Below are 22,233 nucleotides of genomic sequence, written 5' to 3'. Positions count from 1 at the left end.
ATCAATTAACTTTATACTCGTACTTTACTTCTTTCAAATCCTCGTTAGCTTTAACAATTTTCTTTTTCAAGCCTTCCTTGTAGGCTGCAAAAGCTTCTGCCAGTTCGGCATTACTCAAAGCCAACATTTGTATGGCAAGGATGGCGGCATTCATCGCGCCGTTGATAGCTACGGTAGCTACAGGAATGCCCGGAGGCATCTGAATGATAGAATAAAGTGCATCTACACCGTCGAGTACGGAACCTTTTATGGGCACACCGATAACCGGTAACGTTGTATTGGCGGCGATTACGCCGGGCAATGCGGCAGCCATTCCGGCGGCAGCGATAATCACTTTGATACCGCGTTGGCGTGCGCCTTTGGCAAATTCTTCCACAGCTTCCGGGGTGCGGTGTGCGGAGAGAGCGTTCATTTCGAACGGTACATGTAAGTCATTAAGCAGTTGTGCAGCCTTTTCCATGACAGGAAGGTCTGAAGTGCTACCCATGATGATACTAACGATCGGAGACATATTGTTTAGTGTTTAAAGATTAGTGTTTAGCACTTGGTACTAAATACTGATTGTTAATAATTAATTATTGATCAAAGCTTTGTATGCTTCTGCATCCATCAAACTGTCAAAGTCTGCATCGGCAGCTGGTTTGATTTTGATAAGCCAGCCTTCACCGTAAGGATCTTTGTTCACCAGTTCGGGTTGGTCTGCAAGAGCTTCATTCTGTTCCAATACTTCTCCGTTCACCGGCAAGAAAAGATCAGAAATGGTTTTTACTACCTCAATGGTACCGAATACTTCGTCGGCAGCCAATGTTTCACCCTCTGTCTGGATGTCGACGAATACGATATCGCCCAGTTGTTCTTGTGCATAGTCGGTGATTCCTACATAAGCTACATCACCTTCCAAGCGGATCCATTCATGTTCTTTAGTGTACTTTACGTCATTTGGGAAATTCATAATTGTTAGTTTTAAGGGGTTAATACTATTTTGAATTTAAAAAATTAAAATTAATGCTGTACCGGAACTGACTCAAAAGAGGAAGATACGGAACATGATATTACTCAACGGATGAAGTACCAATAGGGAGCATATCAGTCCTACGGCAAAACCGCCTGTTACTTCTCCAAGTGTGTGATGCTGTAAAATGATACGTGCGGTTCCCAATATACCCGCAATGAGAATAAACACACACAACCACCAAATGGGGTTGTATCCGAATAAATCACTGAAAGCTACCAATCCGCCGATGACGGCGCCCGCCCCTGCCATGTGTTCACTGAGTTTCCACTTCAAATTCATCACAACACAAATAATCATCATCACGAGAGACGCAAAAATAATACCTGTCATGTACCATGGAATATTCAGCCTATACATCATAAGCAGGCAGAATACATATGAAGTGATAGTCAGGATAAAAGGGACAAACCTCCGTTTCCGTTCTATTAGATCATCAGGGCTGAAACCATTGATCTTACGAAAAAGAAAAATGGTCAAAGTAGGCATAAGGATGGTGAAACAATATACTACTCCCAATACGATGAGTTTGTATTGTATAGGCATAATACGCAAGTACGAAAACAAAAATAAGATAAGAAAAGCCAGGAACGGTATGGAAAACGGCGTGAATAAAGCCGAAATCACTTTGGCTGTCCGAATCAGAGTCTTATCTGCTATAATATGTTGCTCTCCTGTCATTTCCTTGTTCCCTTTATTATGTTAATCACCTTATCGTTTTACCCCTCTATCACTACTTTCTCAATCTTGCCACCGGGATATTTAACTGCTGACGGTATTTTGCCACTGTCCGGCGGGCAATCGGATATCCTTTCTCTTTCAGTATATCGGTGAGTTCATCATCGGTATAAGGCTTTTTCTTGTCCTCATTGTCGATACACTCTTTTAAAATTCTGCGTATTTCGCGTACAGACATCTCCTCGCCGTCTTCCGTGGTATACCCGTCACTGAAAAAGTATTTCAGAGGATAGATACCATAGTTGGTCTGTACATATTTACTGTTACTGACACGCGATATAGTTGAAATGTCAAGCCCGGTACGTTCGGCAACGTCTTTCAATATCATCGGACGGAGCAAAGACTCGTCTCCGTCAAGGAAAAATGGGCGTTGCAAATCTACGATGGCTTGCATGGTAGTCATCAGAGTATTCTGGCGTTGTTTTACGGCATCTATAAAACCTTGGGCTGCATCCATCTTTTGTTTCAGGAACATCATCGCTTCTTTAGACTCTTTGGATTGATTGGCCTTGTTCTTGGTGTGCTCCTCAACCATTTCAGTAAAATCCCGACTCATACGTAGTTCGGGTACGTTACGGTTGTTCAGGCTGATATTTATAGTACCGTCATCATAGGTATCTATGATGAAGTCCGGCACAATCTGTTGCATGTTTTTGCCGATAGTTTCACCCAATGAAGCGCCCGGACGTGGATTTAGTTTACAGATTTCTTTGATGGCCCGTTGGAAGGCGTCTTCTTCCAGATCAAGTTTCTGCTGTATCTTATCCCAATGTTTACGGGTAAACTCCTCATAGCATTCGGAGATAATGGCTTCTTCTATATAAAGCAGTGGATTGGGCGTGAAATGTTGTTGCTCTATTTTACGACGTATCTGGATGAGAAGGCATTCTTGCAAGTCGCGTGCCCCCAACCCGGCAGGGTCGAAATCCTGAATAATTTTTAAAGCTTCTTCCAGTTCCTGCGGAGTAGCTTCAATACCGGCGTAAATAGCCAGCTCGTCGCTGATACTGTCCAGAGATTTTCGTAACAAACCATCGTCATCCAGGGAACCGATCAGATATTCCGTCAGTTCGCGCTGATGTTCGGTAAGATTGCGCTCACCCAGTTGCTCTTTCAGGGTTTCGTAAAAAGAAGTGGCATCGGAGAAAGGTATTTCTTCGGCTTGCTCTCCCTTACTACGGTTGTTTTCCTGTAATTTATAGTCGGGTATGTCATCTTCTGACAGATAATCACTCAGAGAATCATAATCGGTATCTCCTCCATCTTCAGAACCCGCTTCATCATTGGAGGTATCAGCGTATTCGTCACCGGCAGCATCGTCTTTACCTTCTTCCAATGCAGGGTTTTCCAGTAATTCGGCACGCACACGGTCTTCCAACTCGATGGCCGGAAGTTCCAGTAGCTTTACTACCAGAATTTGCTGCGGCGACAACGTTTGTATCTGTTGTTGCGCCTGCGTTTGTATCTGTCGGGAACCTTGTGCCATATTGGGTTTGATTACAAATTATGAATATAAGAAAATTCTTGCTTTAATTCTACCGCAAAAATAGTGAATAGTTCGGGAACGTGAAATCTTCTCTTATTATATTTAACAAGAAAGCAGGTGTATGGTTGCATTTTTGTTATTATCTTTGCCTGTAAACTAAAAAACAAAGCGTTATGTTTGCTAAAGAAACGTATGTGCAGCGTCGGGCCCTGCTGAAGAAAAACATTGGCTCGGGAGTTTTACTGTTCTTGGGTAATGATGAGCAAGGGCTTCATTATGAAGATAATACATTCCGTTATCGCCAGGATTCTACTTTCTTATATTATTTTGGTTTGTCCTTTGCCGGATTGTCGGCCATTATTGATATCGACGAGGATAAGGAAATTATTTTCGGTGATGAACTGACTATCGATCATATAGTCTGGATGGGTACACAACCCACTTTGAAAGAAAAAAGTGAACGCGTGGGGATTAATGAAACCCGGCCTGCCGCCGAAATAGTCAGCTATCTGCATAAAGCGGTACAAAAGGGGCATACGGTTCATTATCTCCCTCCTTATCGTGCCGAACATAAGCTGAAACTGATGGACTGGTTGGGTGTTCCGCCTGTACGCCAGGAAGGTTCCGTTCCGTTTATCCGTGCAGTGGTGGCACAACGCAACTATAAGTCGATGGAAGAGATTGCCGAGATTGAAAAGGCATGTAATGTAACTGCCGATATGCATATTGAAGCAATGAAAGTGCTTCGCCCGGGAATGTACGAATATGAGGTAGTGGCGGCAATGAACTACGTCGCAGAATCTAATAACTGTGAACTTTCCTTTGCTACAATTGCTACAGTAAATGGTCAGACTTTGCATAATCATTATCATGGCAATAAGGTGAAACCGGGAGATTTGTTCCTGATTGATGCCGGTGCGGAAGTTGAATCTGGTTATGCCGGTGATATGTCTTCCACTGTTCCTGCCGATAAAACTTTTACGCCTCGCCAGCGTGCCGTTTACGAAATTCAGAATGCGATGCATCTTGAATCAGTAAAAGCGCTTCGTCCTGGTATTTCTTATATGGATGTTTACGATTTATCTGCCCGTGTCATGGTAGAAGGACTGAAGGAATTGGGCCTGATGAAAGGTAATGCGGAAGATGCTGTTCGTGAGGGTGCGCACGCTTTGTTCTATCCTCACGGCTTGGGACACATGATGGGACTGGATGTGCATGATATGGAAAATCTTGGAGAAATCTGGGTAGGTTATAATGGTCAACCTAAGAGTACGCAGTTTGGTCGTAAAAGCCAGCGCCTTGCTATTCCTTTGGAACCGGGTTTTGTACACACTGTTGAACCGGGCATCTATTTCATCCCTGAATTGATAGACCTGTGGAGAGGTGAAAAGAAATTCACCGATTTCATCAATTATGATAAAGTGGAGGGTTATCGTAACTTTGGCGGTATCCGTAATGAAGAAGATTATCTGATTACCGAAACCGGAGCGCGCCGTTTAGGAAAGAAAATCCCATTGACACCGGAAGAGGTGGAAGCATTGAGGTAATACTGTACAGACTTTTTTAGGATAGTATCTGTGAAGAGGAATGCTCGTTCCCCTTATAGGGAATGTCTGTTTCCATGAGGAGAAACTGTAGTTCCCATGATAGGAAACGCCCGTTTCTATGAAGGGAAACTACAGTTCCCATATAGAGGAATTCCCGTTTCCATACGTAGAAACGGGAATTCCTCTTATGGGAACAATATTATATTGTTTCTCTATCGGTTGCTATATGATTTGTTTCCGGATATTTTATGCGTGTAGTTCCAATATAAACCGTGCACCCTTGGTATAACTACTGTCCAATATCAGGCTACCATTCATCTTGGTTGCAATAAGTGAACAGATGGGCAAACCTAAACCGTCACCCTGCGTCAAGTCTTTTACTTCGGTAAAAGGTTTGAATATGTTTTCACGTTGTTCTTCGGGAATACCGGAACCTGTGTCGCTAATGATGAATTGATGGGTATGTGCTCCGCGTTTTTTGAAGTCCAACCAGATTTTTCCACCGGCAGGAGTATATTCCGCTGCATTTTCCAATAAATGTAATAAAATACGCTCTAAATGTTCCGGGTTGATTTTTACATTCAACTTGGGAGCATTGACTGCAAGGGTTACATCTTCCTGCGTCTTATTCCTGATTTTATCCATAACACTTTCACAGAAAGTCGATATATTCTTTTCCTGCATCTCATAAGGTTCGGATATTGTATTTTCCAATTCGGATAACTCTTGAATATGATTGGAGAAAGTGCGTAGAGCCTGTACACCGGGAAGTTTCGAATCAAGTGTATCCAATGTTGGCTCCATTTGGGTGGAAATGTTTTGAATAAATTGGGTCTTTAACTCGTTATGTTCGTTGGCAATACTGATAGCCTTCTTTTGCTTGCGTGTCAACAAAATGAAGCGCATTAAGATAATGGCGCCTAATACTAAAGCGACGGCAAGAATAATTACTAATACGCATAGTCCAATAATGATATATTGTTTGGAAGAAAGAGAATTGTCCTTTTCCTGAATGGTTACCAAACTTTCATCATATTTGTTTTTCAGCATATTCAGTTCATCCTGGGCTGTGAGAGCCTTTACAGAATCAGTCCATATGATATATTTGTCATAAGTACGTGCTACCAGTCCGGCATTACCTGCTTTACGTGCAATATCAATGAGGGTTTTATAGCATTCGTCTACTTTTGAATAATTCTTTTGTTGCTTGTACTGTTGTATTAGTTTCTTAAACGCGGCATCTCCTTGCGTATTCATACCGAAGGTATAGTAGTAATTGGCTTGAGTGTAGAGCAGATCATTGCTTAAAGAATCGTTGTGTACCGTTTTAGCTGTTTCTTCCAATTTGTTCAGTTGCTCTTTGGCGCGAACCGGATTTTTGGTTTTGATGTACATTTGTAGACGTTCTTTGTTGATACGGAAACGCAATTCGGGAAGTCCTTTCTTTAACTTTAGTTCACCTGTTCCTATTAATTGCTCGGAATTACGCAATAATTCAAAGGCCTCTTTGTAATAATTTTCTCGATGATATAGTGCGCTGGCATTTATACCGCACTCCACTGCCTGATTGTATTTTTCTTGGGCAGCGAATGCATTGTATGCTTGCAAGAAAAGATAACGGGCTTTGATATATTCTTTTTTTGCAAGATTTTCTTGCGCTTGTTTCATTAATTCATCGGCACGGCTTTGTGCATATGCTTGACTAAGAGAGCATAAAATGGCTAAAAAGAGAACGGTTGTTATTTTCTTCATTATGTAATTTCTGTTTGTTTTGTATACAAAGGTAAAAACATTCTTTCTGATTATACAAGAAAGAGGGCTATTTTTAGTATTTAAAGCTACTTCCTCCTAAAAATTCCCTGAGTAATGAGGTCGGAGGAATTTCTTTATCTTGTACGGGTGTAAAGTATTTAATGAACTTCATTAACCGGTAAGCTTCTGCATATTCGGGGCAGTTACGTGGTACGCTGGTGAGAATGGGTTCGGCATGGCAACGAAGTACGGCGAATTCAAATAGTAATGCGGAATTGAACATGACGTCGGCATTCTCCTGATAAGGGAATATCCATTTATCCTCGCCTGAGCGTACACTGGGCCAACGTGAAATCGTTTCTTGGGCAGAATAACCGCGATAATTGAAATCACGAATAATGCGGCGCAACAGACGGTTGTCCGTAGTCGGTATCCAGTTGTGATCGTCCAGTGAAATTGTTGTTAGGGCGGAAACATATATCTTATATTTGTTCTCAGCGGGAATTTGCGGTGTCAGTTCTGGATTTAGGGCATGGATACCCTCTAATATCAGAATAGTATGTTCGTCAATGCGTAATTTATCTCCCTTGTATTCTTTTTTGCCGATGGTGAAATTAAAACGAGGTAATTCTACTTCTTCACCACGGAGCAATGCCTGTAGTTGGTTATTGAACAACTCAAGATCGAGTGCATACAGCGATTCGTAGTCATAATTACCATTTTCGTCTCGTGGAGTTTCTTCACGGTCTACAAAGTAATTATCCAGAGAAATGGGGTATGGACGCAGTCCGTTGGTCATTAATTGTACAGAAAGCCGTTTGCTGAAAGTTGTTTTCCCCGAGGAGGAAGGACCTGATATGAGGACAAGCTTTACACGGTTCCCATTTTCTCCCCGGTGATAAATCTCATCGGCTATCTGGGCTATTTTTTTTTCTTGTAGGGCTTCTGCGACATTGATAAGATCGGTGGCATGTCCTTCTTCGCAAGCCAGGTTAAAATCGCCTACATTACTCAATCCCATAATGTAATTCCAACGTAGATGTTCTTTAAACACATCAAGCATTTTTTCTTGTTTCACCACTTCTTCCAGTACAGTAGGGTTCTCTTTATTGGGAATACGAAGGAGCAGGCCATCGTAATATTTTACGATATCGAACAGGTTGATAAATCCGGTGCTTGGAAGCAGGTTCCCATAATAATAGTCTACGGTATCTCCCAAAGTATAATAATAGGTATATAAGGAACCGGAAGTTTCCAACAATTTTACTTTATCGTTCATGCCCCGTTCACTAAAGACGCGTACAGCCTCGGTAGTGTGGCATTCAATACGGTGAAAAGGGATGTTTTCGGCTATAATTTCCTGCATTCGTTTCTTAATGGCGGTTACATCTTCCAGCTCGATAGGGCGCCCGATGCGCAGGTTGCAGAAATAACCTTTGGATACAGGATGTTCCACAAATAGTTTTCCTTCAGGAAATAGCTCGTTGACGGCCTTGTATAATATAAAACAAAGAGAGCGGACATATGTACGTATACCTGAAGAGTCGCGTATGTCCAAAAATTCTACATCCTTATTATTGTATACCCGGAAATTTAGTCCTTCGGAACGGTTGTTTACTTTGGCACTGACAACCGGATAGGGGAAATTTAGATTAAAACCGTAATAAATATCCAAAAGTGAACTTCCAATAGGGAATTCTTTAGAAATATTATTATTTTTGCAACAAATTTGTAACATGTGTTTCATGATGTCTTTTTTTGAGGTGATTAGCACGTTAAATATAGAGCATAATAACAAATGACACAAAGAAACCCTTTAATTAATTAGAGATGGAATACTCTTTTTATGATTTTTTAAAGTTGCTTGGCTCATTGGCCTTGTTCCTTTACGGAATGAAAATTATGAGCGAAGGACTTCAAAAGTTTGCTGGCGACCGCTTGCGGAAGATATTGACTGCAATGACAACCAACAGAGTGACAGGTGTGTTGACAGGCGTGTTGATTACGGCGTTGATCCAATCTTCTTCGGCTACCACGGTGATGGTGGTGAGTTTTGTGAATGCAGGCCTTCTGACCCTTTCTCAGTCTATCGGCGTAATTATGGGTGCCAATATCGGTACTACTGTCACGGCATGGATTATTTCAGCTTTGGGTTTCAAAGTGGATATTGCTGCTTTTGCCCTTCCACTTCTTGCGTTCGGCATTCCTCTGATGTTTTCTCAGAAGAGTTCGCGTAAGTCTATCGGGGAGTTTATTTTCGGTTTCTCTTTTCTTTTCATGGGACTTTCCCTGTTGCAGGCAAATGCGCCCGATCTGAGACATAATCCTGATATGTTGGCTTTTGTACAGGATTATACGGATATGGGTTATCTGTCTATTTTGTTGTTTGTGGTCATTGGTACGATCCTGACAATGATTGTGCAAGCCTCTGCCGCCACGATGGCCATTACACTTATTATGTGTGCTAATGGCTGGATTAGTTTTGAGTTGGGGGCGGCATTGGTTTTAGGAGAAAATATCGGTACTACCATTACGGCCAACCTTGCGGCATTGACCGGTAATACCCAGGCGCGGCGAGCTGCTTTGGCTCATTTAGTGTTCAATGTGTTTGGTGTGATATGGGTGTTGTGTCTATTCAAGCCTTTTACAGAAGGTGTGTCGTGGCTTATAGACAATATGATGGGTGCTAAGGATCCGGCTGTAGCGGTATCTTTTAAATTATCTGCGTTCCATACTTGTTTTAATATCTGTAATGTGTTGATATTGATTTGGTTCGTGAAACTTATAGAACGTACGGTTTGTGCCATCATTCCTATGAAAGAGCAGGATGAGGAATACCGTTTGCGTTTTATCTCAGGTGGTATGCTTTCTACGGCCGAGCTGTCCATAGTGCAGGCCAGTAAGGAAATCCATCTTTTTGCCGAGCGCACTCACCGTATGTTCAGAATGGTGCAAGATTTGCTGCATACGGAAAAAGATGATGATTTTAATAAGTTGTTCAGTCGTGTAGAGAAGTATGAGAATATAAGTGACAGCATGGAATTGGAAATTGCTAATTATCTAAACCAAGTGTCCGAAGGACGTTTGAGTTCGGAAAGTAAATTGCAGATACGTGCTATGCTTCGTGAAGTGACTGAAATAGAAAGTATTGGTGATAGCTGTTATAATTTGGCACGTACTATTAACCGTAAACGCCAGACCAATCAGGACTTTACGGAAAAGCAATATGAACATGTTCATTTTATGATGAAGTTGACGGATGATGCGCTTGCCCAAATGATTGTGGTAGTGGAACGTACCGAACATCAAAGTATTGACGTGAACAAATCGTTCAACATAGAAAATGAAATCAATAATTACCGTAATCAGTTGAAAAATCAGAATATCCTTGATGTAAATAATAAGGAATATGATTATCAGATGGGTGTTTATTACATGGATATCATTGCGGAATGTGAGAAGCTTGGTGATTACGTAGTAAATGTAGTGGAAGCCAGCTGCGATATAAAAGAAAAGAAAGCGTCTTAAGACGCTTTCTCAAACTCTTCTTTGCCTACTCCGCACAGTGGGCAAACCCAATCATCAGGAATGTCCTCAAAGGCTGTTCCTGGTTCGATACCATTCTCGGGGTCACCCTTTTCCGGGTCATAAACATATTCGCAAACGGTGCAAATGTACTTTTCCATAACGTTCTTTTTTAAGTTCTTTAAGTAAGAACAAATAATTTTGCCTTTTTGTTTTTTGTGTAGGCGGAAAAAGATAACTTTGTTGTCATATTACTTAAAAATATATCTTTATGAAGATGACCGATGAATTATTTCAGGCAATTATGCGGAATATTCATGCTTATGTCTTATTGATAAAACGTGATCTTACCGTGTTTTATACTAATTATTATGACATAACGGGAGCTGTAAAACCTGTAAAGTCACAACGTGTCGGTGATCTGTTGCAATGTACCAATGCTCTGTCTGCTCCCGGTGGATGTGGTACTCATAGTTTATGTAATCATTGTCCTGTGAGGAATGCAATAGAAGATGCTTTTCGTACCAAGCATAATTTTATTGATCTGGATACGGTACTGAATGTCAGGAAAGGTAATGGTGCTGCAGAGGAGTGTAAGGTACATATTTCAGGTGAATATATGTTGATTGAGGGAGAGGAGAGTATGGTAATCACCGTGCATGATATCACTCATCTGAAGCGTGTGGAAACGGAGTTGAATCAGGCTAGAAAAAAGGCAGAAAAAGCCGATAAGTCCAAGTCCGTTTTTCTGGCGAACATGAGTCATGAAATTCGTACTCCATTGAATGCGATTGTCGGTTTCTCTGAACTATTGTCTTCTGCAACTACTGATGAGGAGAAACGGCAATATATGGAAATAGTACGTACCAATAATGAGCTGTTGCAACAATTGATAGCAGATATATTGGATCTCTCTAAGATTGAGGCCGGAACATTGGAATTTGTATTTTCGGACGTAGATATTAATCAGCTTATGTCTGATTTGGAACAACTGTTCCGTATGAGACTGTTTGAACAAGGTATTTCGGTGAAAGTAATTCGCGAAGTATCCTGTGAACAATATTTTATACATACAGATCGTAACAGAATAGCACAAGTCCTCTCTAATTTTATGACAAATGCCATGAAGTTTACTTCACAAGGGAGTATCACGTTGGGATGTAAACCCAACGGAGATGGTCTGTACTTTTATGTGAAAGACACTGGAACCGGTATTGCCAAAGAAAAATTGGGACAAATATTCGACCGCTTTGTGAAATTGGAACGGGAGAAGAAGGGTACAGGTCTCGGGCTTTCCATTTGTCAGACTATTGTTCATAAATTGGGTGGTGAAATAGGGGTAGAGTCTGAAGTGGGTGTAGGTTCCACATTTTGGTTCACATTACCTGGAAATTGAAAGTAAGTCTTAAGCTTGTATTGGGAAAAGGACTGATATCACAAACTTATAAAAAGATTTAATAACTCGCCATATACCGGATTATTATCGTATTTTTGCGTTTCAAAATTAAACCTAAAGACTTGCATGATTGCATCAAAGGATGATTATCGTGTCGGACTAACCGACGAAGAGGTACGGAAGAGCCGTGCTGAGTATGGTGTAAATTTATTGACGCCTCCCAAGCGGCCGTCTTTATGGAGGCTATATCTGGAGAAATTTGAAGATCCGGTAGTAAGAGTGCTGCTGGTTGCTGCGTTTTTCTCCTTGATTATTTCCGTGGTAGAGAACGAATATGCTGAAACCGTAGGTATTATAGCTGCTATTTTGCTTGCTACGGGTATTGGTTTCTTTTTTGAATATGATGCCAATAAAAAATTCGACTTACTCAATGCCGTGAATGAGGAGACGTTGGTAAAGGTTATCCGTAACGGGCATATACAAGAAATTCCACGTAAAGATGTGGTGGTGGGCGATATCGTCGTGCTCGAAACCGGTGAAGAGATTCCTGCCGACGGTGAGCTACTGGAAGCTATCTCTCTGCAAGTCAATGAATCGAACCTGACAGGGGAACCTGTTGTTTCCAAAACCATTGTAGAAGCCGATTTCGATGATGAGGCTACGTATGCTTCCAATCGCGTGTTGCGTGGAACAACTGTGGTTGACGGTCATGGCACCATGTGTGTAGAGTGTGTGGGTGATGCTACGGAAATCGGAAAAGTGGCACGACAGAGTACGGAGCAAAGTACTGAACCTACTCCACTGAATATTCAGCTGACGAAACTTGCCAACCTTATAGGTAAAATTGGTTTCTCTGTAGCGGGACTGGCTTTTGCCATTTTCTTTATAAAGGATGTATTGTTGGTTTATAATTTTAGCTCTCTCCATACTTTTGAAGAATGGTTGCCTGCCTTGAAAGCAACCCTACAATACTTCATGATGGCAGTGACTTTGATAGTGGTGGCTGTTCCGGAGGGCTTGCCGATGAGTGTCACGCTCAGTTTGGCACTGAACATGCGCCGTATGCTCTCTACCAATAATCTGGTACGCAAAATGCATGCCTGTGAAACGATGGGAGCAATCACTGTTATCTGTACGGATAAGACTGGTACATTGACACAAAATCTGATGCAAGTATACGAGCCGAGTTTCTATGGATTGAAAAATAATGGTGAAATTGGTGAAGACGACCTCAGTAACTTAGTAGCGGAGGGTATCAGTGTCAATTCCACTGCCTTCCTTGAAGAAACGGCTCCCGATGAAAAACCCAAGGGGGTAGGAAATCCTACAGAAGTGGCTTTGTTGCTGTGGCTCGACAGTCAGAGACGTAATTACCTTGAACTTCGTGAAAGCGCTAAAATCATAGACCAACTGACTTTCTCTACCGAACGGAAATTCATGGCAACTCTGGTGCAATCTTCTTTTATGGGAAAACGCATACTTTATGTGAAGGGTGCACCGGAGATTGTTTTAAGTAAATGTAAAAATGTCCTTTTAGACGGAAAGCAAGTTGATACGGTGGAATATCGTTCGACGATAGAAACGCAATTGTTGAATTATCAGAATATGGCGATGCGTACACTTGGTTTTGCTTTTAAGATTGTGGATGAGGCGAATACGGAGGACTGCGTAGAACTGATTTCTAAAAATGACTTATCATTTTTGGGTGTAGTTGCCATTAGTGATCCTATCCGTCCGGATGTTCCGGCAGCGGTTGCCAAATGCCAGTCGGCTGGTATTGGGGTGAAGATTGTAACCGGTGACACTCCTGGAACTGCAACTGAAATTGCCCGCCAAATTGGTTTGTGGCAACCGGGGGATATGGAACGTAATCGCATCACTGGTGCGGCGTTTGCCGAACTGACCGATGAAGAAGCGCTCGACCGAGTGATGGATTTGAAAGTAATGTCACGTGCCCGTCCCACTGATAAACAGCGTTTAGTGCAGTTGTTACAACAAAAGGGTGCGGTAGTAGCTGTTACTGGTGATGGTACGAATGATGCTCCTGCATTGAATCACGCCCAGGTGGGGCTCTCTATGGGAACAGGCACTTCCGTTGCCAAGGAAGCGAGTGATATCACTCTGTTGGACGACTCTTTCAACAGTATCGGTACAGCCGTTATGTGGGGACGTTCACTTTACAAGAATATCCAGCGTTTCATTGTATTCCAGTTGACTATTAATTTTGTAGCATTGTTTATCGTGCTGCTTGGTTCGTTAGTCGGTACTGATTTGCCGCTGACCGTTACGCAAATGCTTTGGGTGAACCTGATTATGGATACATTCGCTGCTCTGGCATTAGCTTCTATCCCACCTAGCGAAAGTGTGATGAAAGAGAAACCTCGTAAAAGTACGGATTTCATTATTTCCAGATCTATGAGGAATTATATCCTTTCTATGGGTACCGTATTCCTTATATTACTGATGGGAATGCTATTCTGGTTTAATAATGAGGAAGGTGGTATGACTCCGCAACGCTTGACTATATTCTTTACCTTTTTTGTTATGTTGCAATTCTGGAATCTCTTTAATGCTCGGGTATTTGGAACCTCTGATTCTGCTTTCAAAGGTATCTCCAAGTCATACGGAATGGAACTTGTGATATTTGCTATCTTAGGAGGACAGTTCGTTATCGTACAGTTTGGTGGGGCAGTGTTCCGTACCGTGCCACTTGACTTGACTACCTGGATAATTATCATCGTCTCTACTTCATTGGTATTATGGGTAGGAGAGGCAATTCGTTTCATCCGGCGTTTAACTCAGAAATAAGAAATGAAGAGAAAAGGAATTAAAAACCTTATTATTGATTTAGGCGGTGTATTATTGGATTTAGACCGCCAGCGTTGTCTTGAGAGTTTCCGTAAATTAGGTTTAGCGGATGTGGAACATACGCTGGATTTCTGCCATCAACAGGATTTCTTTCATAGTTATGAGAAAGGTTTGATGACTAGTACCGATTTCAGGAATATTATTCGTGATAAGATTGGGAAGATGATTGATGATGCACGTATAGATGCTGCTTGGAACAGTTTTCTGGTGAGTATACCTACTTATAAGTTGGAACTATTGTTGGAGTTGCGTAAAGATTATGTAGTTTATCTATTGAGCAATACCAATGAAATACATTGGAAATGGGCTTGTAGCCATGCTTTCCCTTATAAGACTTTTCGTGTGGAAGATTATTTTGAACATATATTCCTTTCCTATGAAATGAATATGGCGAAGCCCGATACGGAGATATTCCAAAAAGTGTTGAAAGATGCCGGTTTAGATCCTAAAGAGACTTTTTTTATCGACGATTCTGCTGATAATTGTCGTGTAGCAGAAACATTGGGTATTTCTACTTATATGCCAAAGGCCGGAGAAGATTGGAGCCATTTGTTCAAATGATTTGTTATAATAGGTGAGATGGAGTAGGTGAATATGCAACTAATTGATGAAATATCGGATAAGGTTCTTCAGCCAAGTGTAGCAACTATCGGCTTTTTCGATGGAGTGCATTGTGGTCACCGTTTTTTGATAGAACAGGTGCGTGTGACGGCCGTTTCGCGTGGCTTGGCTTCATCTGTAATTACCTTTCCGGTACATCCTCGTAAAGTGATGCAATCCGATTTTCACCCAGAACTGTTGACTACTTGCGAAGAAAAAATACGTTTGCTGGCTGATACAGGAATAGATTATTGCGTTATGCTTGATTTTACTCCCAGTTTGGCACAACTTTCCGCCCAACAATTCATGGCTGTATTGAAAGAAAAATATGAAATACAAGTTCTTGTTGTGGGGCACGATCATCGTTTCGGACACAATCGTACAGAAGGATTTAATGATTATGTGCGCTATGGCCGTGAGTTAGGGATGGAAGTGCTGTTGGCACATGCATATTTTAATAAAGAGGTTACTGTCAGTTCTTCAGTTATCCGTCACCTTTTATTGGAAGGTAATGTATTGGAAGCTGCAGATTGCTTGGGGTATCATTATTTTCTAGAAGGTACTGTTGTAGGTGGCTATCGTGTGGGGCGTACCATAGGATATCCGACGGCCAACTTACAGGTGGAAAATCCCGATAAATTAGTGCCTGCCGATGGTGTTTATGCGGTATATGTCCATGTTGGCGGACAAAAATATATGGGAATGTTGAGTATTGGTTGTCGTCCCACTCTGAATAATGGTACCGACCGTAGCATTGAAGTGCATATTTTTCACTTTAATGCTGATATTTACAATCAGCCCATGCGTATTTCTTTTGTTCAGCGTACACGTCCCGAACTGAAATTCGATACGATAGAAGAACTTATTGCGCAACTTCGGAAGGATGAGGAAGAAATCGGGAGAATTTTTGCTTGTATTTAATAAGTGTATTTCAGAGATCCGTCTTCAAATCTAATTCATATCTGTAACTATCCACACTGACAGAACATTGTTTGTTCCTCTGATATTCTCTGTCCCTATATAAGGGATTACGTCATCATCAATAAGTTTTTTGCTACTTATTGCCCTGTACTAATTCTTATCCATATTACTGTTTTATTAGTCTTTTATTTCTATTTATGATATGTCAAGATAGACTTTGATTATATATAAAAAACTTGTTATTTATCGATAAGCATATTTTTTTTATTGTTTTTCGATAAATAATTATCGTTTTATTTGGTGGTATCAAAAAAACGTTCTTTCTTTGCATATCGAAAAACGATAAATGATTATCGAATAACAGAAGTAATAACCATTAAAACAATAAGAGTATGAAAACTTTAGTAATGACAACAATCTTTGTGATGACAGCAGTGGTAAACGCATTTAGTGCTAACATTCAGCAGAAATTTGCTTATAACACCATAACGAATGACACACAGCAGGTAGAGACGCAAATGGTATATAAGGTAGAAGAAGGTAAGTATCTGCACAATCATTTGAAGTATAATTTTAAGTACGATGCCAATAATCGTATTCTTCAGAAAGAAGTCTTGAAATGGAATGAAATAGAACAAGTATTTGAACGTTACTATTGCTTGAATTACAATTACTCTCAAGCCGGTGTAGATTTGGAATATGCTTTATGGGACAACAAGACAGGCGCTTATTCCGACGTAAAAGAGAAAGCCGTTTATCTGTTGGAAGGGGAGAATGTGAATTATCTCAGCTATAAATGGAATGAGGCAAAGGGTGACTGGAATTTACTGGTAGAAAATAGTTCTGCCGATGAAGAAGTACGGTTACTGGCAGGGAAATAATAAAATATAAAGGTGAACGCTATGAGACGAGCATTTATGAGTATTACATTATTGATATTGTCACTTTCTATGGTAATGATGATATTGGTAGGAGTTGTAACTGCCGGTTGACGATTTGACAAAAAACGAGTATCTTTGCAAAGATATTAAGAAAAAAGAAACTATGAAAACAGCTATAAAATTAGTCTTACTTTACTTTCTGATGCAGATACTGGCGGCATTGGTTGTTGGACCTTTCAGTATGTTGTACGTATATATCGCCGACGGTGCATTGAATTCGGATAAGGCGGAAGAGATAGGGTTGGCGCCTACCATGTTGTTAGGTTTCGTCTTTATGGGAATTTATCTGTGGCGTAAGAACTATCTGGCCGATGATAAGCGCCTATATTCTCCTCTGACTGCTTCTTATCTGGTGTGGAGTCTGCTTGCCGGGCTTTCTGCTATCTTCCTGATAAGTGCCTTGGCATCCCAACTTTCCTTTTTGCCCGATTGGTTGAACCAGACATTCAGTGTGCTTCAATCCGGTTGGCTGGGTATTGTCTGCATTTCGGTGTTGGGACCTATATTGGAAGAGCTGCTGTTTCGTGGCGCTATTACGAAGGCATTACTCCGGAAGTATAGTCCTGTAAAAGCTATACTGATTTCCGGTCTGATATTCGGACTCTTTCACGTAAATCCGGCTCAGGTAGTGAGTGCGGCCCTCATCGGTTTCTTTCTTGCCTGGCTCTATTATAAGACGCGGAGCCTCGTCCCTTGCATCCTGATACATATCCTGAATAATAGTTTGTCTGTTTATTTAAACCTGAAATATCCGGAGGTAGAAGAACTGTCCGACTTGATGGGGAACACCTCATTTCTTATTTTCCTGTTGGTTTCTGTCCTGTTGCTTTTCTTGTCCTTGAAGAAACTGAATGAATATAAACTTTCTGATATTAACATAAATACAACCACCGAAGTATGAAAAGAAGATTGAATGTCCTTTGTCTGATAGTGTTGCTTGTGCTGAGTTATTCGGTACTCGAAGCCGGTTACTATTTCTTTGTGGGTGCAAAAGCAGGTATAGAGGCGGCGACTGAAAAAGGTGTTTCTCCCATGAAACAGAAGGAACTGATGAATATGAAGTACATTAGTCTGGTGTCTCATAGTTTCACAATGGCGGGAGGTAACATTCTCCCGGATTCGGTTTACAATGAAAAGACCGGTAAATATCTTCCTGCCGTTTATGCTTCTATGGCAGTGAGCATTGACACTCATCCGGCTATGTGGGAGGTAATTACAGAGAAAGCATTAGGTTTCCTGCAAATAGGTTTATCCATTTGGGCTGCCGTGCTGTTTATACGCTTGATAATAGCCATCAATAAGTCCAACATATTCAACTGGAAAAATGTACGCCGTCTGCGCCGTTTGGGATTAGCGTTGATTGTCAGTTTTTGCTGTACGTTCTTTGCGGCATATCTTAGTGTCCTGAGTATTGAAGAGGTGTTCTCACTTCACGGCTACAGTTTGTGCCTTTCGGAGGTTGTCAGCATTACTACCCTTGTATTGGGGTTGTGTTCTCTGATTGTAGGCGAAGTTTTTGCCATCGGGTTGAAGATGAAGGAAGAACAGGACTTAACGATTTAGATTATCATATTAATATCTTATATAAAGTACTATTATGAAAAAAATATTGGGAAAATCAATAAACTCAAAGCAAGAACTTGAATTTATAATGACTTGTCTGGCAATAATATGCGGTTCTTGTCTGTTGATTGGTTTTTTGCGTAACCTGACTTTGAGCTATCAGTTGGGAAAGGACGACACGGATAATTTCATCTGGCAAATTCTTCCGGAAAACATAACGTTGACGGCAATGACGATTTGCAGTGTTCTCATATTCTTGCTATTGCGTAATGTAAAGAAAGGGCAGGTTTTTACAAAATGGAATTCTGATTTGATTATGCTTATCGGGATTGTTACTGAGTGTAACGGACTGGTACAGATGATTATGAGGACATTCATTTCCGGCGGTAGTGGAAATTCAACCTATATGATTTATGTTTTATTGGGGGTATTCATTCTTTTTATTGCCTGTCTGTTTAAGTTAGGCATTCGCATGCAGGAAGAGCAAGATTTAACCGTTTAGTTTAGAGGAGAGTATCATTATGAAGAAAATTAGGATATTGGCCGTATTATTAATCATTGTATTCTTATTTACAAGTTTAAGAAGCGGAATAAAAGGTTTTACCGAGGGTTGGAATGAGGCAGAAGATAGTAGAGAGTTTATTTATCCTACTGTAAGTGTGTCTGTAAAGGCGGATAAAGCATTGGTGACCGACTCAGTGTTTAATAGTGCGATCAAACAAAATGTGCCTTATCGGATTGAAACGTTGGAAACAGAAATAGATGAGTCTGCATGGTGCACGATTTTGTATATGCTGATAGTTCCCATAGGGCTGGTATGTTTGTATGGCATCTATAACTTGGCAAGATTGGTAGTAGCGGTTACCCGTAAAGAAGTATTTATCCGTAAAAATGTAAAACGTATGCGCATCTTTGTCTATACATTGATATTTACAGCAGTACTATTGGAATTGAACCGCTATTGCCAATATTGCGATATCGTTTCTCAAATTCATCTGACCGGTTATGAAATAGAAGCCTATTCACCTAAATATCCTTGGGTTTCTTTTCTGATCTTTGCTCTTTTTACAGAGATATTCGCTGTAGGAGTGAAAATGAAGGAAGAACAGGACTTAACCATTTAACCACTAATTAATGTACCTATGGCTATTATAGTAAACCTTGACATAATGATGGCTCGAAGAAAAATATCTTTGAGTGAACTGGCGGAGAAGATTGACATTACGCCCGCCAACCTTTCCATTCTCAAGACTGGAAAGGCAAAAGCTATCCGCTTCTCCACCTTAGAGGCAATCTGCAAAGAGCTGGATTGCCAGCCGGGGGATATTTTAGAATATCAAGAGGAAGACCCCTCGTCTTCCTAAAAGGGAACTGAGGGATTACTTTTCTTTTGCCTTATACGCCAGTGCATACATCCGCATCTGTTTTACCATTGACAATAAACCATTACTACGGGTAGGAGAGAGATGTTCTTTCAATCCAATCTTATCGATAAAATAAAGGTCAGCATTTAAAATCTCGTCAGGAGTATGTCCTGAAAGAACCTTAATCAGCAGTGATATGATACCTTTCACGATTAAGGCGTCACTTTCCGCTTGAAATATAATTTTCCCGTCCACATCGTCGGCTTGTAGCCATACTCGACTCTGACAACCTTCAATCAAATTTTGTTCCGTTTTATACTTATCGTCAAGCGCTTCCTGTTCATTGCCCAAATCAATCAGAAGTTGATACCGATCCATCCAATCGTCAAAATCATTGAATTCGGCAATCACTTCATCTTGTACTTCATTGATACTCATATTCTATTATTTTTTAGGTTATTGCATAATTTATTGTCTTTATCACTCTGTCACTTCTCCTTATATATCACCTCCATCACCGTCTGTCCCACAGCCTTTAGCGTGTTCCGGTCAATGCCATCCATATTATCCTTCAGAGTATGCCAATTCTCATAAAATCCGGTTTCTTCACTATATTGAATGATGTCTACAGTCGGTATACGTGCATACTTATAGACAAATAAATGATCGTCCGTAACCATAGTTCCTTTTTCTTTTACAAAATAACGTCCATAACCCAGGTCATTTGCCGCATTCCACACTTTGCGGTTAATGTTCTTGGCATATTGTTCAGAATATATTTCGTAAAAGAAAGTGGCATCCTTGGCACCGACCATATCCAGTAAAATACCGAAACGTGCGTTATAATTCTGTACATGAGGATTGCGTGCCCAATATTGTGCACCGAGCGCCCAATATTCCTCTCTATGGTCTCCCTTGTAATCCTGATGCGGTCCATAATCCTCGGCATCTACAAAAATAATGTCGATGCCCAGCTCCGGTTGCTGCTGTTGGATTTGCCGGGCAATTTCGAGTAACACACCTACACCACTTGCACCATCATTCGCACCTAGAATAGGAGTATAACGGTTCTTTGCATCTGGGTCGGCATCTGCCCATGGGCGGCTGTCCCAATGTGAAAAGAGAGCGATCCTCTTTTTGGCTTCCGGTTTATAGGCACCGATGATATTACGTGCCTTCAACATTGTACCGTCGTATGTTATTAAATCTACCTTTTGGTTATAAACTTTTGCACCGAATTGTTCCAATTTTTTCGCTAAATATTCTCCACAAGCCTTATGAGCCTCTGTATTGGGTACACGTGGGCCAAAATCTACTTGAGCCTTTACGTAATGATAAGCACTGTCCGCGTCAAATTGGGGGACATTAACGACTGTTTCGGGCTTTTTCCCCTCACTGTCGGCTGTTGTAGACTTACTGTTATTGCTACATGCCACTACTGCGACAAGCAGTAGCAGGAATAACGGGATGAATGTATAATTCCGTTTCATTCTTCTTTTATATTAAAACTCAATTTTACTTCTTTTCGTCCAACTTCAAGTACCACTTTAGCACCATTAATCAAAGGTATATTCATGTTGACATGTCCTACTGGGAACCCGAAACATACCGGATAATCATATTCTTTCACCAAGTCGGCTAATGCTCCATATAAATCTTTTCCTAACGAATGATTTTCCACATATTCGGTGAATTGCCCGATGATGAGTCCCGAAAGTTTTTCGAGTACACCACCCAGTTTTAGATTGTACATCATACGCTCTACGGCATGAGGACGTTCACCCACATCTTCAATGAAAAGAACGGTGCCTTCCGCCGGAATATCATAAGGTGTACCTCTCAACCCATAGAATACGGACAGATTACCACCTCGTAAAACACCTGTACCTTTACCTTTGTGATTTAATTTATGAACCGGACAAACATAACTGAATTTATCTTCCGAGGTTTCAACTGTTTCTGCCGTTTTCGGTGAAAGATGCCCGAATAGAATATCTTTCAATGCCAACGTGCAGAAATCATCTTCCGCTTCCACCGTCAGATGGCGTGCCATCAACGCATGTAACGAAGCAAATCCGTGCTGTTGAAATACGTTGTGCAAGGCAGTTATATCGCTGAAACCGATGAGCCACTTAGGATATTTGCGAAACTTGCTGAAATCCAGTTTATCTATTAGATGAATAGCTCCGTATCCGCCACGGCTACAAAGAATAGCTTTCGCTTTTTCGTCATCCATTGCATCTTGTAAATCCTCCAGGCGTTGCCGTATGCTACCGGCATACGTCCCGTGCGAACTTCCGGCATGTTTTGCCATGATAACTTCCAATCCCCAGGATTTTAGCCGTTTCTTGGCTCCTTTCAAGAAGGATTTGTCAATCTTGCTGGAAGGGGAAACGATAATTACGCGGTCACCTTCTTGGATATGTGGAGGAAAAATAAGATTGCTCATAAATAACTTGAGTGTATTCAGTGCAAAAATACACAATTCACCACAGATAATGCAGGGTCTCATGGAGTTTT

22 protein-coding genes are annotated in these 22,233 nt (G+C 41.0%); 12 read left to right on the top strand and 10 right to left on the bottom strand.

Going from position 1 to position 22,233, the window contains the following annotated elements; all coding sequences use genetic code 11:
- Nucleotide 1: 1 nt before the first annotated feature.
- The 4 genes from purE to rpoN all read right to left on the bottom strand — a co-directional run bounded on the left by purE (nt 2) and on the right by rpoN (nt 3,236).
- Nucleotides 2-511 (bottom strand): 5-(carboxyamino)imidazole ribonucleotide mutase, encoded by a 510-nt coding sequence (purE, locus tag C1A09_RS00840; RefSeq protein WP_101541861.1) that lies wholly within the window; start codon nt 509-511, stop codon nt 2-4.
- A 60-nt stretch (nt 512-571) separates the two neighbouring features.
- A complete protein-coding gene (gene gcvH / locus C1A09_RS00835) occupies nt 572-952 on the bottom strand; it encodes a glycine cleavage system protein GcvH (protein WP_101541860.1) in 381 nt (126 codons plus the stop codon).
- A 72-nt stretch (nt 953-1,024) separates the two neighbouring features.
- Complete coding sequence (locus C1A09_RS00830) at nt 1,025-1,693, bottom strand: hypothetical protein (RefSeq protein ID WP_101541859.1); 669 nt, start codon at nt 1,691-1,693, stop codon at nt 1,025-1,027.
- A gap of 52 nt (nt 1,694-1,745) precedes the next feature.
- Complete coding sequence (gene rpoN / locus C1A09_RS00825; protein WP_101541858.1) at nt 1,746-3,236, bottom strand: RNA polymerase factor sigma-54; 1,491 nt, start codon at nt 3,234-3,236, stop codon at nt 1,746-1,748.
- 173 nt (nt 3,237-3,409) lie between these two features.
- Here rpoN and C1A09_RS00820 point away from each other — a divergent pair, with 173 nt between their 5' ends.
- Nucleotides 3,410-4,783 (top strand): aminopeptidase P family protein, encoded by a 1,374-nt coding sequence (locus C1A09_RS00820; protein WP_101541857.1) that lies wholly within the window; start codon nt 3,410-3,412, stop codon nt 4,781-4,783.
- Between the two features lie 246 nt (nt 4,784-5,029).
- Here the strand turns inward: C1A09_RS00820 and C1A09_RS00815 are convergent, their stop codons facing one another.
- Complete coding sequence (locus C1A09_RS00815; RefSeq protein WP_101541856.1) at nt 5,030-6,535, bottom strand: sensor histidine kinase; 1,506 nt, start codon at nt 6,533-6,535, stop codon at nt 5,030-5,032.
- A gap of 73 nt (nt 6,536-6,608) precedes the next feature.
- Nucleotides 6,609-8,282 (bottom strand): nucleoside kinase, encoded by a 1,674-nt coding sequence (locus tag C1A09_RS00810; protein WP_101542406.1) that lies wholly within the window; start codon nt 8,280-8,282, stop codon nt 6,609-6,611.
- Nucleotides 8,283-8,365: 83 nt separating this feature from the next.
- Here C1A09_RS00810 and C1A09_RS00805 point away from each other — a divergent pair, with 83 nt between their 5' ends.
- A complete protein-coding gene (locus tag C1A09_RS00805; RefSeq protein WP_101541855.1) occupies nt 8,366-10,063 on the top strand; it encodes a Na/Pi cotransporter family protein in 1,698 nt (565 codons plus the stop codon).
- On the opposite strand, the gene rd is transcribed toward C1A09_RS00805, so the two are convergent.
- Complete coding sequence (gene rd / locus C1A09_RS00800; protein WP_101541854.1) at nt 10,060-10,221, bottom strand: rubredoxin; 162 nt, start codon at nt 10,219-10,221, stop codon at nt 10,060-10,062. The genes C1A09_RS00805 and rd overlap by 4 nt on opposite strands.
- Nucleotides 10,222-10,331: 110 nt before the next feature.
- On the opposite strand from rd, the gene C1A09_RS00795 reads away from it, so the two are divergent.
- The 10 genes from C1A09_RS00795 to C1A09_RS00750 all read left to right on the top strand — a co-directional run bounded on the left by C1A09_RS00795 (nt 10,332) and on the right by C1A09_RS00750 (nt 19,713).
- Nucleotides 10,332-11,456 (top strand): sensor histidine kinase, encoded by a 1,125-nt coding sequence (locus C1A09_RS00795; protein ID WP_101541853.1) that lies wholly within the window; start codon nt 10,332-10,334, stop codon nt 11,454-11,456.
- Between the two features lie 126 nt (nt 11,457-11,582).
- Complete coding sequence (locus C1A09_RS00790; RefSeq protein WP_101541852.1) at nt 11,583-14,264, top strand: calcium-translocating P-type ATPase, PMCA-type; 2,682 nt, start codon at nt 11,583-11,585, stop codon at nt 14,262-14,264.
- A gap of 3 nt (nt 14,265-14,267) precedes the next feature.
- Nucleotides 14,268-14,885: an HAD family hydrolase gene (locus tag C1A09_RS00785; protein ID WP_101541851.1), complete on the top strand. Its 618-nt coding sequence runs from the start codon at nt 14,268-14,270 to the stop codon at nt 14,883-14,885.
- A 33-nt stretch (nt 14,886-14,918) separates the two neighbouring features.
- Complete coding sequence (locus tag C1A09_RS00780; protein WP_101541850.1) at nt 14,919-15,845, top strand: bifunctional riboflavin kinase/FAD synthetase; 927 nt, start codon at nt 14,919-14,921, stop codon at nt 15,843-15,845.
- A gap of 392 nt (nt 15,846-16,237) precedes the next feature.
- Nucleotides 16,238-16,726: a DUF3836 domain-containing protein gene (locus tag C1A09_RS00775; RefSeq protein ID WP_101541849.1), complete on the top strand. Its 489-nt coding sequence runs from the start codon at nt 16,238-16,240 to the stop codon at nt 16,724-16,726.
- A 163-nt stretch (nt 16,727-16,889) separates the two neighbouring features.
- Nucleotides 16,890-17,687 (top strand): CPBP family intramembrane glutamic endopeptidase, encoded by a 798-nt coding sequence (locus C1A09_RS00770; protein WP_101541848.1) that lies wholly within the window; start codon nt 16,890-16,892, stop codon nt 17,685-17,687.
- Nucleotides 17,684-18,349 carry a DUF2975 domain-containing protein gene (locus C1A09_RS00765; RefSeq protein WP_101541847.1) on the top strand — a complete coding sequence of 222 codons (666 nt, stop codon included), beginning with the start codon at nt 17,684-17,686 and terminating at the stop codon, nt 18,347-18,349. The genes C1A09_RS00770 and C1A09_RS00765 overlap by 4 nt, the downstream gene beginning before the upstream one ends.
- Before the next feature lie 34 nt (nt 18,350-18,383).
- On the top strand, nt 18,384-18,851 hold the full coding sequence (locus C1A09_RS00760; RefSeq protein WP_101541846.1) for a DUF2975 domain-containing protein: 468 nt from the start codon (nt 18,384-18,386) through the stop codon (nt 18,849-18,851).
- A gap of 19 nt (nt 18,852-18,870) precedes the next feature.
- Nucleotides 18,871-19,473: a DUF2975 domain-containing protein gene (locus C1A09_RS00755; RefSeq protein WP_101541845.1), complete on the top strand. Its 603-nt coding sequence runs from the start codon at nt 18,871-18,873 to the stop codon at nt 19,471-19,473.
- 18 nt (nt 19,474-19,491) lie between these two features.
- A complete protein-coding gene (locus tag C1A09_RS00750; protein WP_101541844.1) occupies nt 19,492-19,713 on the top strand; it encodes a helix-turn-helix domain-containing protein in 222 nt (73 codons plus the stop codon).
- 15 nt (nt 19,714-19,728) lie between these two features.
- Here the strand turns inward: C1A09_RS00750 and C1A09_RS00745 are convergent, their stop codons facing one another.
- The 3 genes from C1A09_RS00745 to C1A09_RS00735 are packed head-to-tail and all read right to left on the bottom strand — an operon-like array spanning nt 19,729 to nt 22,162.
- Nucleotides 19,729-20,151 carry a SufE family protein gene (locus tag C1A09_RS00745; RefSeq protein WP_101541843.1) on the bottom strand — a complete coding sequence of 141 codons (423 nt, stop codon included), beginning with the start codon at nt 20,149-20,151 and terminating at the stop codon, nt 19,729-19,731.
- Between the two features lie 50 nt (nt 20,152-20,201).
- Nucleotides 20,202-21,203: a M20 family metallopeptidase gene (locus tag C1A09_RS00740; protein ID WP_101541842.1), complete on the bottom strand. Its 1,002-nt coding sequence runs from the start codon at nt 21,201-21,203 to the stop codon at nt 20,202-20,204.
- Entirely contained in the window at nt 21,200-22,162 is a 963-nt protein-coding gene (locus tag C1A09_RS00735; protein WP_101541841.1) for a S66 peptidase family protein, read from the bottom strand. The genes C1A09_RS00740 and C1A09_RS00735 overlap by 4 nt, the downstream gene beginning before the upstream one ends.
- Nucleotides 22,163-22,233 lie beyond the last annotated feature (71 nt).

This window comes from Bacteroides cutis (genome assembly GCF_900241005.1).
Classification (GTDB): domain Bacteria; phylum Bacteroidota; class Bacteroidia; order Bacteroidales; family Bacteroidaceae; genus Bacteroides; species Bacteroides cutis.
This window is presented reverse-complemented; position numbering and strand designations above follow the sequence as displayed.